This window comes from Rhodococcus sp. NPDC055024, assembly GCF_053608585.1.
The window spans coordinates 296,725-310,791 of record NZ_JBSGVT010000004.1 but is presented as its reverse complement, the minus strand read 5'-3'; the positions used below and the strand labels follow the sequence as shown (position 1 = coordinate 310,791).

Below are 14,067 nucleotides of genomic sequence, written 5' to 3'. Positions count from 1 at the left end.
GGTCTTGTCGCGCTCACAGGCAAAGACGCCCGACTGCTACGGCGATCAGCCGAACAGCCAGGTGACACCCTTGATCACAGCGATATCGACGCCGCTGATGAAAGCGACCATGAAGACCACGAACGTCAGCACGACGCTGGTGTAGGTGATCATCTGCTTGCGGTTCGGCCAGATGACCTTACGGAGTTCTGCGATGACCTCGCGGAAGAATTTGCGCAGGCGCTTGAAGATGTTGTCTTTCTTCGCCTTGGGCTTCTTGCCGGGGTTCGTTGCAGTCGGCTTGGCCGATGATGTCCGGGATGCCGTCCGGGCCGGAGTCTTCACGGTGGACGCGCTGACCGGGGCGCCGCGTGCAGCGCGCTTACCGGTCGGCTTGTTGGAAACCCCACTGGATGCGGAGGGAGCCTGCTCGGCACCGTCCTTGTCCAACGACAGATCGGAACGCGTAGTCGCGTCAGCTGCAGTGTCGTCGACACCGGTCGAATCGGCAGACGGTGAAGTCTCCGCATCCGAAGTGTCGGCGTCGCGCTTGGCGCGCTCCTCGCTCACGTCGTTCCTCTCAGTCGCTGGCATCCGGGGGCAGGGGCGACAGGACTTGAACCTGCAACCTGCGGTTTTGGAGACCGCTGCTCTGCCAGTTGAGCTACGCCCCTTTGGTTGACCTCGACAGGTAAACCCTGCCTGAATCAACCGTTCTGCGATCACACAACATACGCGCTACCCGAGGTGAATGTCTTGCAACATTCAGGGCAGCGCGCAGCGCTGAGGAATCCCAGAAATCTCAGTGTACTTCAAAGCCCCGGAACAAACACAATCCGCCCTGCGATCAGGCTAGACGGACCGTGGCAGTGGCACGACCGAAGATCTTCTTACCTTCGGACTTGGCCACGATTGCCAGTACTGCGGTCTTGCTTTCTTCGTCGACCGACTTCACCTTGGCGGTGAAATCGATCTCGGCAGCCTTGTCGGCCGCCACGATGACCGGGCTCGTGAACCGTACGTTGTACTCGGTCACTGCGCCCGGATCTCCCAGCCATTCGGTGACGTACCCGGCACCGATGCCCATGGAGAGCATGCCGTGCGCAACCACGTCCGGCAAGCCGGCAAGTCGTGCAACCTCGTCGCTGAAGTGAATCGGGTTCGGATCTCCCGAGACACCGGCATAGTTGGCGAGGTTTCCGCGTGTCAGGGTGACGGACTTCTCGGGGAGAAGTTCGCCGACACTCACGTCGGAGAATTTACGAAGCGACATGCATCATCACGTCCTTGACTGCGTGGGCGATGTTCTCGTCCACTTCCCCACCGGTTCGAGCGACAAGCGTTGTCCACGTGGTGACAACTGCCTCGTCGTTCTGATCGGTGATGATGTTCTTGGTCACGATGATGTCGCTACCTGCGGCCTGCCTGAACGAATCCAGGTAGACGTCGCAGAAGAGTCGGTCACCGACCTGCATGGGCTTGTGCAGCACCAAACGCTGATCGGTCTGAAGAATCTGACTCAAATCGTAGCCAGTGACGATCTCTTCGAACAGACGTCGCTGAGCAATGGCACCCACGATTGCGACAAACGTGATGGGAGCGATCAGACCGTCGTATCCGAGGCCTTTGGCTACCGACTCGTCGTAGTGCGCGGGATGCGCGTCCTGGACGGCGCGAGCGAACTCGCGCACCTTCTCGCGTCCGACCTCGTAGAAGTCTTCGACACGATAGTGGTGACCGACCATCTGGACGGCATGAGCGGCCGGGTCCATAGGGACCTCGGCCGCTGCCTGGTTCTCTTGCAAATCTGTCACGCGGTGAGACTCTCTTCTAGCTAGGACCCGAAGACGCAGGCCCGGAGAGGGTCTTCCGCGAAAATCGTCGTCCGGTTAAGGACTTACTACTTCGACTCGCGGTGCGACTGGTGGGTTCCGCAGTTGGGGCAGAACTTCTTGAGCTCCAGGCGATCGGGGTCGTTGCGCCGATTCTTCTTGGTGATGTAGTTGCGGTGCTTGCATACCTCGCAGGCCAAGGTGATCTTGGGCCGAACGTCGGTCGAGGAGGCCACGGGATGCCTTCTTTCGGGTGTATCTGATTACGAGCAATCAGGGTGGATCATGCATATTGTGTAGCGGTGACCGGACTTGAACCGGCGACGCAACGATTATGAGTCGTTTGCTCTACCAACTGAGCTACACCGCCTCGGTGTCGAGTGTCGCGCGGAAAGCACGGCACCACAATCCAGCGAGCCCCCTAACGGAATCGAACCGTTGACCTTTTCCTTACCATGGAAACGCTCTACCGACTGAGCTAAGGGGGCGTGGCTCAGGAGTGCGTTGCCGCTCTCTTGAAGCCTCCGAAAGATTACACACGAACGAGCGCCAGCACCAAATCCGCTGGTCATCGGGGCAAAAATGGTGCCGGAGCCCATTCTTGCACCGATCGGGGCCTGTGGCGAGGGCTTTGCGTGAACCAGCCTGACCCTGCACTCCCCCGAAGTCCCGGCCTGAGCCGCAGCAGATACGCGTCACCTGCGAGCAGCCGCCACCGGCAACAAGCACCAAAAAAAGTCAGCCCCGACTCTCGAAAAGAGAATCGGGGCTGACTTGGTGTGGCAGATGTAGGATTCGAACCTACGTAGGCATAAGCCGACGGATTTACAGTCCGCTCCCATTGGCCGCTCGGGCAATCTGCCGTGCTTGCACCAGGCTTCGATCCGGCGCATTCGCAAGTATATCGCGACGTGCGGCGGCCGAAAACGGCTTCCTCGGTGCGGTGAGAAGAATACAACGAACACACCCCCATTTTGCAAACCGGGTGGTAACGGGCGGTGCCGACCCGATAACGTCGAGGTGTCCACCGGTATGGAAGGTGGGCGGAACTCGATGTTCGTGAACTACCGGAAAGCGGGAGTGTGAAGTGGCTGATTCGTCCTTCGACGTGGTGAGCAAAGTAGACCGTCAAGAGGTGGACAACGCTCTGCATCAGGCTGCCAAGGAGTTGACCACGCGTTTCGACTTCCGAAACACGGGAGCGTCGATCGAGTGGTCTGGTGAAGAGACGATCACGTTGAACGCCGACACCGAGGAGCGACTGCTGGCCGCCCTCGACGTGTTCAAGGAGAAGCTGATCCGTCGTGACATCTCACTGAAGGCATTCGATGCCGGCGAGCCGGCGCAGTCCGGAAAGATCTACAAGCTGTCCGGAACCTTGGTCCAGGGCATCACCAGTGAGAACGCGAAGAAGATCACCAAGAAGATCCGCGACGAGGGCCCCAAGGGCGTCAAGGCGCAGATCCAGGGTGAAGAGCTTCGGGTGAGTAGCAAGAAGCGCGACGACCTCCAGGGTGTCATCTCCCTGCTCAAGGGTGAGGACTTCGGGATCGCCCTGCAGTTCGTGAACTACCGGTAGTAGGGGCTGCGCCCCTGTGCGCGGTTAAGGAGTCCTGGGGCTACCTAACCGCGCACAGGGGCCGAAGGCCCTACATCCCCGCCATCTTCTCCAAACGCTCGATCCGGTCCGCCATGGGCGGATGCGTCGAGAACAGCTTGCTCACCTTGTCCCCCGCTCTGAAAGGGTTGGCGATCATCAGGTGGGACTGGGCCGCGAGCTTCGGCTCGGGCGGCAACGGCGCGGCGGCGACGCCCGACTCGAGCTTGCGCAGCGCCGACGCCAACGCCAACGGATCACCGGTGAGCTCGGCCCCCGATTGATCCGCCTGGTACTCGCGAGAGCGCGAGACGGTCAGCTTGACCACGGTTGCCGCGATCGGTCCCAGCAGGGAGACCAGCAGCAGCGCGATCGGATTACTTCCCTGCCCGTTTCCTCGTCCGCCGAAGATGCTCGCGTACATCGCGAAGTTGGCCAGGCCCGAGATGACGCTGGCCATCGCGCCGGCCACGGACGAGATCAGAATGTCGCGGTTGTAGACGTGGGAGAGTTCGTGCCCGAGCACGGCCCGCAATTCGCGTTCGTTCAAGATTTGCATGATGCCGCTGGTCACGCACACGGCGGCGTGACGGGGGTTTCGACCGGTGGCAAACGCATTCGGGGCGTTCGTGGGGCTGATGTACAGCCGGGGCATCGGTTGGTGCGCCGTCGTCGCGAGTTCACGCACGATGCGGTAGATCGCCGGCGCCTCGACCTCGGTGATGGGCTGGGCGCGCATCGATCGAAGCGCCAGCTTGTCGCTGTTGAAGTACACGTAGGCATTCATGCCGACGGCAAAGAGAACGGATCCCCACAGGAGCACCGGGCTGCCGAACAGCGAGCCGATGAAGACGATCAGCGCCGACATCCCCACCAACAACCCGAATGTCTTCGCACCGTTCGCGTAGCCGTGCAAACCGCTCACCTCTTGCCTCGCCGGAGCCGAAGGCTCACCCGAACTCCCCGGCGTGTGCACCGGTTCTGTTCAGTCAACGAAGGACAGGGCCATCAGGGTTCCCACCCAGAGCTCGTCGGGGTTTCCACCCGGAAGCCCCGATTCGTGGAGGTGTCAGCCGACTCGTTCGATCGTGTAGTCCACGAGACGCACCAGCGCTTCGTTTGCAGGCCCCTGCGGGAGTTCGGCCAACTGAGCCTTGGCCGCCACGGCGTACTCGCCCAACTTTGCCTTCGCCTTGACCATGCCCGGCGAACGCTCGAGTAGTTCGAGGGCTTCTTCTACCAGGGCGTCTTCGGTTACCGGACCCGCGAGGAGCTTACGGAGACGATCTGCATCGGCTCCTTCTTCGCGGAACGCGTACAGGACGGGCAGGGTGTGGACGCCCTCACGCAGATCGGTGCCGGGCGTCTTGCCGGACTGCGCCGAGACGGACGAGATGTCGATGATGTCGTCGGAGATCTGGAACGCGGTGCCGACGGCATCACCCAAGCGCTCGAGGCGCTCGATGTGAGCTGCGTCGGCGCCGGAGAAGGTGCCGCCGAAACGTCCCGAGGCAGCGATCAGCGAACCGGTCTTCTCCCACACGACCTTGAGGTAGTGCTCGACCGGATCCTGCTCCTTCTTGACGCCGATCGTCTCGCGCATCTGGCCGGTGACCAGCTCGGCGAAGGTTTCGGCGATGATCCGAACTGCTTCGGGTCCGAGCGTCGACACCAGTCGTGACGCGTGCGCGAACAGGTAGTCGCCGGCCAGGATCGCCACGCTGTTGCCCCAGCGGGCGTTGGCGCTGGGTGCTCCGCGGCGCATGGACGCCTCGTCCATGACGTCGTCGTGATAGAGCGTCGCGAGGTGAACGAGTTCGGTGACGGTCGCTGCGGTGATGATCGACGGATCGTTCGGCACCGGTCCGAGCTGCGCGGTCAGGATCGTGAACAACGGACGGAAGCGCTTTCCACCGGCTCGCGCGAGGTGCAGCGCGGCCTCGGTGAGGAAGTCTTCTCCGTCGGACAGCTCGCTGACCAACAACTCCTCGACATCGGAGAGTCCACCACGCACTACTGCGGCGAGCTGTTCGTCGCCCAGGTCGATGCCTGCAACGACGGTGCTCGAAGCGGTTGCGTCGGCAGCAGTCTTTTCGGTGCTCACGATGTCAGTACCCATTCCTGTCGTCAGTGACGGCTCGGTTCCCACGGTAGTGAACCTAGCGGTTCGCACTCGGGACGGCCTCGCCACGGTGGCGATCGCGAGCCTGGGAAGATGTGAGTGTGTCCGTAGATGAGCAGTCCCCCGTCGTCGATTCGCTTCCGACCGAAACCGACATTGTGGTCATCGGCGCTGGTCCCGCGGGTTCTTCGGCCGCGGCGTGGGCCGCCCGCAGCGGCCGAGACGTCGTGCTGGTGGACGCTGCCGTCTTCCCGCGAGACAAGACTTGTGGTGATGGACTCACTCCGCGCGCCGTAGCCGAACTGGATCTCCTCGGCCTCGGCGAGTGGGTTCGGTCACATACGACGAACAAGGGCCTGCGGTTGTCCGGCTTCGGCCAGGAACTCGAACTCGAGTGGCCGGGGACGTCGTTCCCACCGATCGGCAGTGCGATCCCCCGCACCGAACTCGACGACGCCATTCGCCGGTGTGCCGTCGAATCCGGCGCGGTCATGGTCGAGGGCACTAAAGCAGTGGACGTCGAACTCGACGGTGATCGAGTAGCCGCCGTCGTACTCGCCGGCCCCTCGGGACGCAGCACCCTTCGTTGTCGAACGCTGATCATCGCCGACGGCGTTCGCTCGACGCTCGGCAAGAAGCTGGGGCGGCAGTGGCACCGGGACACCGCATACGGCGTCGCAGCACGCGCGTATGTCGCAACGCCGCGCAGCGCCGACCCGTGGATCACCTCGCATCTGGAACTGCGGGACGGTGAGGGCACGTTGCGGGCGGGGTACGGCTGGATCTTCCCGCTCGGTACCGGCGAGGTGAACATCGGCGTCGGGACACTGGCGACGTCCAAACGTCCGGCACCAGGCGCCCTGCGCCCCTTGCTCGACCTCTACACCGATCAGCGCCGAAGCGAGTGGCAGTGGAGCAGCGAAATACATTCCGTCGCTTCGGCTTTGCTACCCATGGGCGGCGCAGTCTCCAACATCGCCGGACGCAACTGGGCCGTGATCGGTGACGCCGCAGCGTGCGTGAACCCGCTCAACGGTGAGGGCATCGACTACGGCCTCGAAGGCGGACGTTTGGTGATCGAACAGCTCGGCGCCGACGATCTGACGCAGCTGTGGCCGAAGGTGCTGCGGGAGCATTACGGGCAGGCGTTCTCGGTCGCGCGCCGACTCGCAGGACTGCTGACGGTTCCGCAGTTCCTGCCCGCGTCGGGTCCGATTGCGATGCGCTCACGGGCACTGATGACGGTCGCCGTTCGGGTGATGGGAAACCTCGTCACCGACGCCGACGCCGATCTGACGGCGAAGGCCTGGCGGGCGTCAGGGGCCGCGTCGAGAAAGATCGACTCCCGGCCGCTGTTCGGTTGAGCAACTGCTGTGCGCCTTTATTAACCGCCGGGGGTTAATAAAGGCGCACAGCAGTCAGGCAGTGGCGTAATGCAGCGCCACGATGCCGCCGGTGAGGTTGCGCCACTTGACGTTCTTCCACCCGGCGGCCTCGATCTTGCGGGCCAACTCTTCCTGGGTCGGCCAGGCGCGGATCGATTCGGCGAGGTAGACGTAGGCGTCGGGGTTGCTGCTGACGGTGCGTGCGACCTGCGGGAGCGCCTTCATGAGGTACTCCATGTAGACCGTGCGGAACGGCCCGAAGACGGGCGTCGAGAACTCACTGACGACGAGACGCCCGCCCGGCTTGGTTACCCGGGCGATCTCGCGAAGTCCGGCCTCGAAGTCGGAGACGTTGCGCAGGCCGAAGGAAATCGTCGCGGCATCGAACACGTTGTCGGCGTACGGCAGATACATCGCGTCACCTGCCACCATCGGGACTTTGCGCGAAATCCCGGCCTTGAGCATTCCCTTGGAGAAGTCGGTGGCGACGCACCAGGCACCGGAGCGCCCCAGCTCGACGGTCGAGACACCTGTTCCGGCCGCGAGGTCGAGCACCTTCTCGCCCGGCTTCAGGTCGAGGGCTTCGCGGGTGGCCTTGCGCCAACCCTTGTCCTGGCCGAAGGACAGCACGGTGTTGGTGAGGTCGTATCGCTCCGCGACGTCGTCGAACATCGACGCGACTTCGTGCGGTTGCTTCTCGAGAGTTGCTCGGGTTCCGTGTGTAGTGGCCACACCCGAAACGCTACCAACCCTCGGGCAGCGAGGGCGTTCAGGCTGCTCTGGCGCCCGTTCGCCGCCCGAGGCCCTGCACGTCCTCGTAGTGACGGAGCAACTCTTCGCAGATGGCCGGCCAGGTGCGGTGCAGCACCGAGCGCCTCGCTGCGGAGCCGAACTGCACTCGCAGATCACGCTGGCGAAGTGCGTCGACGGCGCTGGGCAGGAGTTCGGTGAACCTGTCCGTCGGCAGGAGGTAGCCGTTGCGGCAATGCGAGATCAGGTCACGCGGGCCACCGGCGTCCGGGCCGACGACGGGCACACCGCTCGCGAGCGCTTCCTGAACCGCCTGGCAGAAGGTCTCGTGCTCGCCGGGGTGAACGAACACGTCCAGGCTGGCGTAAGCGTCAGCAAGCGCGGTACCGCCGAGTTGTCCGGTGAAGATCGCGTCCGGCATCAGTCGCTGCAGATTCTGGCGGTCCGGGCCGTCTCCGACGACGACGATCTGCACACTGGGATCGCCGGCCAGCGCCGCCAATCGTTCGACGTGCTTTTCGGGCGCGAGGCGACCGACGAAGCCGACCACCAACCTGTCGCTGTCACCGATCCAGGACTGGCGCAACCCCGAGCTACGACGCGAAGGCGCGAATCGTTGTGCGTCGACGCCGCGGGCCCACCGGTGGACACGCGGAATGCCGTGCTCTTCGAGGGCGTCGACCGCCGAGGTGGACGGCGCGAGGGTCCTGTTGCAGCTCTTGTGGATTCGACGGGTCCACGCCCACGCGGCGCGACTGGTGACGCCGAGCCCGTAGCTTTCGGCGAATCCGGCGACATCGGTTTGGTAAACCGCGACGGTGGGGATTCCGAGGCGTTTGGCGACGGCGACTCCCCCGGCACCGAGCAGGAACGGCGATGCCAGATGTACGACGTCGGGCGCGAAGGTCCGCACGGCCGTCGTCAGACGTGGTTGTGGCAGGCCGACGGGGAGTGAACTGACTTTGGGCACCATGACAGCGGGCACTCGAACCACCTGAACACCTTCGTGTTCGGTGGCGGCAGAGGTGTCGGATCCGACAGTGTCCGGCGCAATGACCATGGCGTCGTGGCCAGTGCGATCGAGGTGTTCGAGCACGCGCAGTACCGAGTTGGTGACGCCGTTCATGTTGGGCAGGAATGACTCCGCAACGATGGCTACTCTCACACCGAGAACGGTGACAGGGCCAGGAAAAGTCCACGTCATGTTCGTGTGAAGTTCGGGCGAAGCGCGAACTAACTCGAGGCGACCGGCGCCGAACCCGCTGCCTGTGCTTCCCGCTTGCGCAGGTACCAGATCGACGGTCCTGCCAGAAGCCACGTCACGACGATCACGGATCCGGCCGGGATCAGCGCCACCGTCGCGTTGCGTCCGGCTACCCTGACCAAATCGGGGTCCGTCTTGTAGTACTCCACCTCGATACGTTGTCCCACAGTCAGATTGGTGGGGTAGAGCACACCGAGTTCGGGGTTGTGATTCGCGCCGTCCGGTGTCACGAAGCTGATCGCCGACCGAAGCGAGCCCGCCGAGAGCACCTCGGCAGTTGCGGTCCCCATGTTCGATTCGATGGTCCGATCGTTGCGCCAGGCCCCGAGGACGAGGATGACCGCGAGCACCGAAATGCCGATGGCAACCACCATCACGCCGATGCGGAAGCGACGCAGAACCTTTTGCGTCACAGCTGTGCCCGCACGGAAGCGTGGAGTTCGCGCAGACCACTACGATCTGTCGCGACTTCGAGAACACGGATGCCGTTGGCTGGTTGTGCCAGCGTCGTGGCCAGGGCGTCGACGGTGACAGCTGCGTGTGGCACGCGGTACGCCGCACAGAGCGCGGCCAGGTCCATGCCGTGCGGAGTTCCGAAGACTCGCTCGAAGACTCCCGCGTACTGCGGGTCGCCTTGTTCGAGGAGCTCGAAGATGCCGCCGCCGTCGTCGTTGGCGACGACGATGGTGAGGTCACTCGGCCTCGGCTCACCGGTCCCGATCAGCAGTCCGGAAGCGTCGTGCAGGAATGTCAGGTCGCCCATGAGGGCGACGGTCCGGCCACCGTCGTACGCCAACGCAGCACCGACCGCCGCCGAGACGGTGCCGTCGATACCTGCGACACCGCGGTTGGACAGCACCCGCACGGCGGGCTTGGGGTAGCTCACGAGGGCCGCGTCGCGAACGGGGTTGGACGCGCCGAGCAGAAGCTGGTCGCCGTCCGCGAGTGCATCCATCACGGCAGCTGCCACGTGCAGGCCGGTGGCCTTGGGGTGGGCGTCGAGTTGCTTGCGGACGGCAGTTTCGGCGTGTTCGGTCAGCGCGGCGCATCGACCGATCCAGGCGGGATCTGGCGTCCCGGTGACCACTGCCCTGGTTCCGGTGGCGAGTACGTTGCCGGATACGTCGGGCCAGCGCGGCCCCGTAGTCAGCGCGTAGACGTCGACGCCCGGGTCGGCGAGCACCTTCGAGACCTGACGATGCAACGTCGGGCGGCCGGTGATGATCGCCTGCTTGGGCTTGAGTTGCGATAAAGCGAGTGGATGCAGTGCGATCCCGTGCATCGGAGCCGTCGGCTCGGCCACGGTCGGCAGGCCCGCCAGCTCAGGCCGAAGCGCACTACCGTGTCCGGAAATGACCACCGTATCTGCGGTCAGATCCAGATCGACGGGAACGTCGAGCGTCGCATTCTGGGTGGTGGTCCAGGCCGCACCGCCGGGACGTCCCTCCGGAACCGGTCCCTGCACGTGCACGTCCGGCACCAGCGGCTCACGAAGTGGAATGTCGAAGTGCACCGGACCCGCGTTTCCGGACCGGGTTCCGCGGGCAGCGGCGAGGACCCGACAGACCGCCGAGCGCCACTGGCTGTTCTGCGTCGAATCGTCCTCCGCCAGGCCCAGGCTGATGGTTGCGCGGACTTGACTGCCGAAGAGCCCGAGCTGCTCGACGGTCTGGTTGGCGCCGGTGCCGAGCATCTCGTACGGCCGGTTCGCGCTCAGGACCACCAGCGGCACTCGCGCGTAGTTGGCCTCGAGGACAGCGGGTCCGAGATTCGCGACGGCGGTCCCGGAAGTCATCACGATGGGGACCGGTCGTTTCCCGGCGATTGCCAGTCCGAGTGCCAGAAAGCCTGCTGTCCGCTCGTCGATCCGCATGTGCAGACGCAACCGGCCGTCGAGATCGGCAGCCTGGAGGGCAAATGCGAGGGGCGCGTTGCGAGAGCCTGGACACAGCACGACTTCACGCACGCCACCACGAACCAGTTCGTCGACGACGGCTGTGGCTTGTGCAGTGGACGGATTCACGCCTTCAAGAGTGTCAGATGTTCGGGCGCAAGCATGCCCAGGGGCGGGGACAGCGGCATTATGTGTGGGTGCGCACACTCTTCGATCCAGCCGAGCTCGAACCCCGCCGGTTCTATCAGTTACTCACCGCTTCGGTGGTCCCCCGGCCGATTGCCTGGGTGTCCACCCTGTCGGCGGACGGCGTCGGCAATCTGGCCCCGTACAGCTTTTTCACCGTGGCAAGTTCGGCGCCGCCGATCGTGCAGTTCACGTCGGTCGGACGTAAGGACAGTCTGCGCAACATCGAAGCGACCGGCGAATTCGTGATCAACCTGGCGACTGCCAGGCTCGCCGACGCGGTGAACCAGAGTTCCGCCTTCTACGACGCCGAGGCCGACGAGTTTCTCGAGCTCGGTATCGCGAGTGAGCCGAGTGAGCGGGTTCGCCCCGCCCGGGTCGCCGACTCCCCGATCGCCATCGAATGCACGCTCTACCAGGTCATCGAGGTCGGTAATTCATTTGTCGTGATGGGAAATGTGGTCGCGGTCGCAATACGTCCCGAGGCTGTCGCCGACGACGGCCTGCCGGACTTCGCGACAATCGCACCGATGAGCCGACTTGGCCGAGCGCAGTGGGGTCTTCCTCCCGAAGTCGTCGAAAAGGACAGACCCACCACTCCACAGCGACCGTAAATCAGGTTAGGGTTACCTGATTAGGTACGAGTAACAGATAATCAGGGAGCAACCAGTCATGGCCAAGCGCGCCAAGTTCGTGAAACCGGCCTCACGCAGCATCGTGTCGGCGCAGGTCGTGGCGAACAAGCGAATCAGCCCCAGGTTCATCCGAGTGACCATTGCGGGCGAGGAACTGTCCACCATCGCACCGATGGGTGCCGATCAATGGTTCCGCATGTTCATCCCGCAACTCGGCCAGAGTGAACTCCGGTTGCCGAGCGCGGCAAGCAATCTCTGGTACGCGCAGTATCTGTTGATGTCCAAGGACACGCGACCTGTCGTGCGCAACTACACGATTCGCGCCTACCGCGCGGCCGGATCAGGCCTCTTCGGCGAGACCACGGAGATCGACATCGACTTCGCTTACCACGGCGACATCGGCCCGGCATCCGCGTGGGCGGACACCGCGTCGGCCGGCGACAAGGTCGCCCTCCTGGACGAGGGGTGCATCTACAACCCCACTCCCGAAGCTACGTGGCAACTGCTCGTCGGCGACGAGAGTGCGCTTCCCGCGATCATCGGCATTCTGGAATCCGCGCCCGCAGACCTGCGTGCCGAGGTCTTCGTCGAGATTCCGAACATCGAAGACAAGCAAGACATTCCGGAGCTGGCGAACGTCAACGTGCATTGGCTCGTTCGCGAGGACGAACACGCAACGCCGGGTGTTCTTACCCTCGAGACCGTCCGCGATGCCAAACTGCCCGAGGGGCCGTCGTACACGTTTGTCGCCGGCGAACAGGCACTTACCACCGGGCTGCGTCGGCATCTCGTGAACGACCGTAAGTTCGCCAAAACCGACATCACCTTCACCGGCTTCTGGCGCCACGGCCATTCGGCTCACTGACGGACTCATCAAAAGCAACGAGCGGCCCGGGAGAAACTCCCGGGCCGCTCGCTGTTTTATGTTCGCTTAGGCAGCGTGCTTCTGGATCAGCTCGCCCAGACGGGGCAGAGCTGCAGTCACATGCTTCTTGGCCGAACCGCGCAGCTTCGAGTACATCGACTTGACGACGGCCTTGTCGCTGCCGTCGATACGCTCGTCCGTCACCTCGAGGAGGGAATCGGCAACCGCGTCACCGCGGGCGCTGATGAAATCGGCGAAGCTGCCTTCACCGGAAGCCGAGAAGTCCTGCCAGTACGGCTCGAGCTTTGCCACGAAAGCCGGCAGAAGCGCGGTGACGGCGTCCGGCACGATGGACGGGCTCACCTTCTTGACCGCGCCGTAGCCACCCTTGAGAGCCAGCCCTGAGGCCCCCGACTTATCCGAAACCTCTGCGTCGATCAAGGTCTGCACGTCCGCGACGACCGCGGGAACCCGTGATTCCTCGAGCAGGGTTTCGTTCAGAGCTGCAACCACTTTCGATCCCTTCATTCTTCACTGATGTTCATCAGGTCGGGCCCGAGACTATACGAAATTCGGCAGGTCCTTACCGCCGAGTATCCGATGGCAGCGCCGAGCACGATCCAGCCACCAGTCGCGCCGGTCCGCCGGCGCGGCCAGCGTCTGGAGTAGAACGGGGTCGGGCTCGACCGCGCCAACGGACAAAGCGCCATCGACGGCTGCCCCGGTGACCGCGACATCCCGGACGAACAGGCCGCCGGTGCCGAGGCCGCAAGCAAACGGAAGCGAAGGCAAAGCTGCCGCGGCAGCCAGCCCCGCTGACATCCCCACAGCCGTGTCCAGCGCACTCGAGACCGCCACCGGCACCCCGTAGTCCGCCAGTTGCGCCGACAGCGCCACCACAGCACGCATTCCACCCAGTGGCGGCACCTTCACGACGGCTACGTCCGCTCCCCCGGCTCGTACGACGCGCAGCGGGTCGTCGGCGCGGCGAATGCTCTCGTCGGCAGCGATCCGCACACCCGTCCCCGCGGCGCGAACCCTGACCAGTTCCTCGACGCTGGCACACGGCTGCTCGGCGTATTCGAGGTCACCGTCCTCTGTGATCGCACGCAAAGCCGTGATCGCCTCGTCCACACTCCAACCGCCGTTGGCATCGACGCGCACGTTCGGGATGTGCCGACGCACCTCGTTCACCCGTGCGACGTCCTGCGCCAGCGACTGCCCCTTCTCGGCGACCTTGACCTTGGCGGTCCGGGCCCCGGGGAAGCGCTCCAACAATTCAGGAACGGCAAACGCGTCGATCGCAGGCACGGTCGCGTTGACGGGAACTGCGTCACGAAGCGCCGGCGGCGGACCCAGCCACGCCGCTTCGATACCCGCGAGCAGCCACTGCGACGCCTCTTCGTCGTCGTACTCGACGAACGGGGCGAATTCTCCCCACCCGGCCGGGCCGCGAACGAGCAGCGCCTCACGAGTCGTGATGCCGCGAAAGCGAACTCGCATCGGCAGCGCGAGCACCACGGCGTCCGCGATCAGATCGTCGAACGAGGGGAACATG

General features: G+C 64.1%; 16 protein-coding genes and 4 tRNA genes. 4 read left to right on the top strand and 16 right to left on the bottom strand.

The features are described 5' to 3' along the window. Nucleotides 1-45: 45 nt before the first annotated feature. From secE to ACWF6P_RS12280, 8 genes are all read right to left on the bottom strand, one after another. Nucleotides 46-549, bottom strand: a complete 504-nt coding sequence (secE, locus tag ACWF6P_RS12315; protein WP_452621171.1) for a preprotein translocase subunit SecE — start codon at nt 547-549, stop codon at nt 46-48. A gap of 31 nt (nt 550-580) precedes the next feature. Beyond that, nucleotides 581-653 (bottom strand) — tRNA-Trp (locus ACWF6P_RS12310). A 173-nt stretch (nt 654-826) separates the two neighbouring features. After that, on the bottom strand, nt 827-1,252 hold the full coding sequence (gene hadB / locus ACWF6P_RS12305) for a (3R)-hydroxyacyl-ACP dehydratase subunit HadB (protein WP_230812146.1): 426 nt from the start codon (nt 1,250-1,252) through the stop codon (nt 827-829). After that, on the bottom strand, nt 1,239-1,751 hold the full coding sequence (hadA, locus tag ACWF6P_RS12300) for a (3R)-hydroxyacyl-ACP dehydratase subunit HadA (protein ID WP_452621245.1): 513 nt from the start codon (nt 1,749-1,751) through the stop codon (nt 1,239-1,241). The genes hadB and hadA overlap by 14 nt, the downstream gene beginning before the upstream one ends. 128 nt (nt 1,752-1,879) lie before the next feature. Continuing rightward, nucleotides 1,880-2,047, bottom strand: a complete 168-nt coding sequence (gene rpmG, locus ACWF6P_RS12295) for a 50S ribosomal protein L33 (protein WP_003941903.1) — start codon at nt 2,045-2,047, stop codon at nt 1,880-1,882. A gap of 61 nt (nt 2,048-2,108) precedes the next feature. Then, nucleotides 2,109-2,181, bottom strand: a tRNA-Met gene (locus tag ACWF6P_RS12290). Nucleotides 2,182-2,226: 45 nt separating this feature from the next. Continuing rightward, a tRNA-Thr gene (locus ACWF6P_RS12285) sits at nt 2,227-2,299 on the bottom strand. Between the two features lie 292 nt (nt 2,300-2,591). Continuing rightward, a tRNA-Tyr gene (locus tag ACWF6P_RS12280) sits at nt 2,592-2,674 on the bottom strand. A gap of 224 nt (nt 2,675-2,898) precedes the next feature. Here ACWF6P_RS12280 and ACWF6P_RS12275 point away from each other — a divergent pair. Continuing rightward, nucleotides 2,899-3,390 carry a YajQ family cyclic di-GMP-binding protein gene (locus ACWF6P_RS12275; protein WP_283305038.1) on the top strand — a complete coding sequence of 164 codons (492 nt, stop codon included), beginning with the start codon at nt 2,899-2,901 and terminating at the stop codon, nt 3,388-3,390. Between the two features lie 70 nt (nt 3,391-3,460). Here ACWF6P_RS12275 and htpX read toward each other — a convergent pair whose 3' ends face one another. Continuing rightward, nucleotides 3,461-4,324 carry a zinc metalloprotease HtpX gene (gene htpX, locus ACWF6P_RS12270; protein ID WP_452621244.1) on the bottom strand — a complete coding sequence of 288 codons (864 nt, stop codon included), beginning with the start codon at nt 4,322-4,324 and terminating at the stop codon, nt 3,461-3,463. Nucleotides 4,325-4,477: 153 nt separating this feature from the next. Continuing rightward, entirely contained in the window at nt 4,478-5,527 is a 1,050-nt protein-coding gene (locus tag ACWF6P_RS12265) for a polyprenyl synthetase family protein (protein WP_452621243.1), read from the bottom strand. 104 nt (nt 5,528-5,631) lie between these two features. On the opposite strand from ACWF6P_RS12265, the gene ACWF6P_RS12260 reads away from it, so the two are divergent. Continuing rightward, nucleotides 5,632-6,894: a geranylgeranyl reductase family protein gene (locus ACWF6P_RS12260; protein ID WP_452621170.1), complete on the top strand. Its 1,263-nt coding sequence runs from the start codon at nt 5,632-5,634 to the stop codon at nt 6,892-6,894. A gap of 54 nt (nt 6,895-6,948) precedes the next feature. Here the strand turns inward: ACWF6P_RS12260 and ACWF6P_RS12255 are convergent, their stop codons facing one another. The 4 genes from ACWF6P_RS12255 to menD all read right to left on the bottom strand — a co-directional run bounded on the left by ACWF6P_RS12255 (nt 6,949) and on the right by menD (nt 10,952). After that, nucleotides 6,949-7,647 (bottom strand): demethylmenaquinone methyltransferase, encoded by a 699-nt coding sequence (locus ACWF6P_RS12255; protein ID WP_003941879.1) that lies wholly within the window; start codon nt 7,645-7,647, stop codon nt 6,949-6,951. A gap of 37 nt (nt 7,648-7,684) precedes the next feature. Beyond that, complete coding sequence (locus ACWF6P_RS12250; protein ID WP_378447175.1) at nt 7,685-8,830, bottom strand: glycosyltransferase family 4 protein; 1,146 nt, start codon at nt 8,828-8,830, stop codon at nt 7,685-7,687. A 68-nt stretch (nt 8,831-8,898) separates the two neighbouring features. Then, nucleotides 8,899-9,342: a DUF3592 domain-containing protein gene (locus ACWF6P_RS12245; RefSeq protein ID WP_452621169.1), complete on the bottom strand. Its 444-nt coding sequence runs from the start codon at nt 9,340-9,342 to the stop codon at nt 8,899-8,901. Further along, nucleotides 9,339-10,952: a 2-succinyl-5-enolpyruvyl-6-hydroxy-3-cyclohexene-1-carboxylic-acid synthase gene (gene menD / locus ACWF6P_RS12240; protein WP_452621168.1), complete on the bottom strand. Its 1,614-nt coding sequence runs from the start codon at nt 10,950-10,952 to the stop codon at nt 9,339-9,341. The genes ACWF6P_RS12245 and menD overlap by 4 nt, the downstream gene beginning before the upstream one ends. Before the next feature lie 68 nt (nt 10,953-11,020). Between menD and ACWF6P_RS12235 the strand changes: the two genes are divergently transcribed. Further along, nucleotides 11,021-11,623, top strand: coding sequence for a flavin reductase family protein (locus ACWF6P_RS12235; protein ID WP_452621167.1), 603 nt, complete (start codon nt 11,021-11,023; stop codon nt 11,621-11,623). Between the two features lie 58 nt (nt 11,624-11,681). Further along, complete coding sequence (locus ACWF6P_RS12230) at nt 11,682-12,509, top strand: siderophore-interacting protein (protein WP_452621166.1); 828 nt, start codon at nt 11,682-11,684, stop codon at nt 12,507-12,509. 66 nt (nt 12,510-12,575) lie between these two features. Here the strand turns inward: ACWF6P_RS12230 and ACWF6P_RS12225 are convergent, their stop codons facing one another. Continuing rightward, nucleotides 12,576-13,022, bottom strand: coding sequence for a DUF6918 family protein (locus ACWF6P_RS12225; RefSeq protein WP_378447170.1), 447 nt, complete (start codon nt 13,020-13,022; stop codon nt 12,576-12,578). Nucleotides 13,023-13,070: 48 nt separating this feature from the next. Beyond that, on the bottom strand, nt 13,071-14,066 hold the full coding sequence (locus ACWF6P_RS12220) for an o-succinylbenzoate synthase (RefSeq protein ID WP_452621165.1): 996 nt from the start codon (nt 14,064-14,066) through the stop codon (nt 13,071-13,073). Nucleotide 14,067 lies beyond the last annotated feature (1 nt).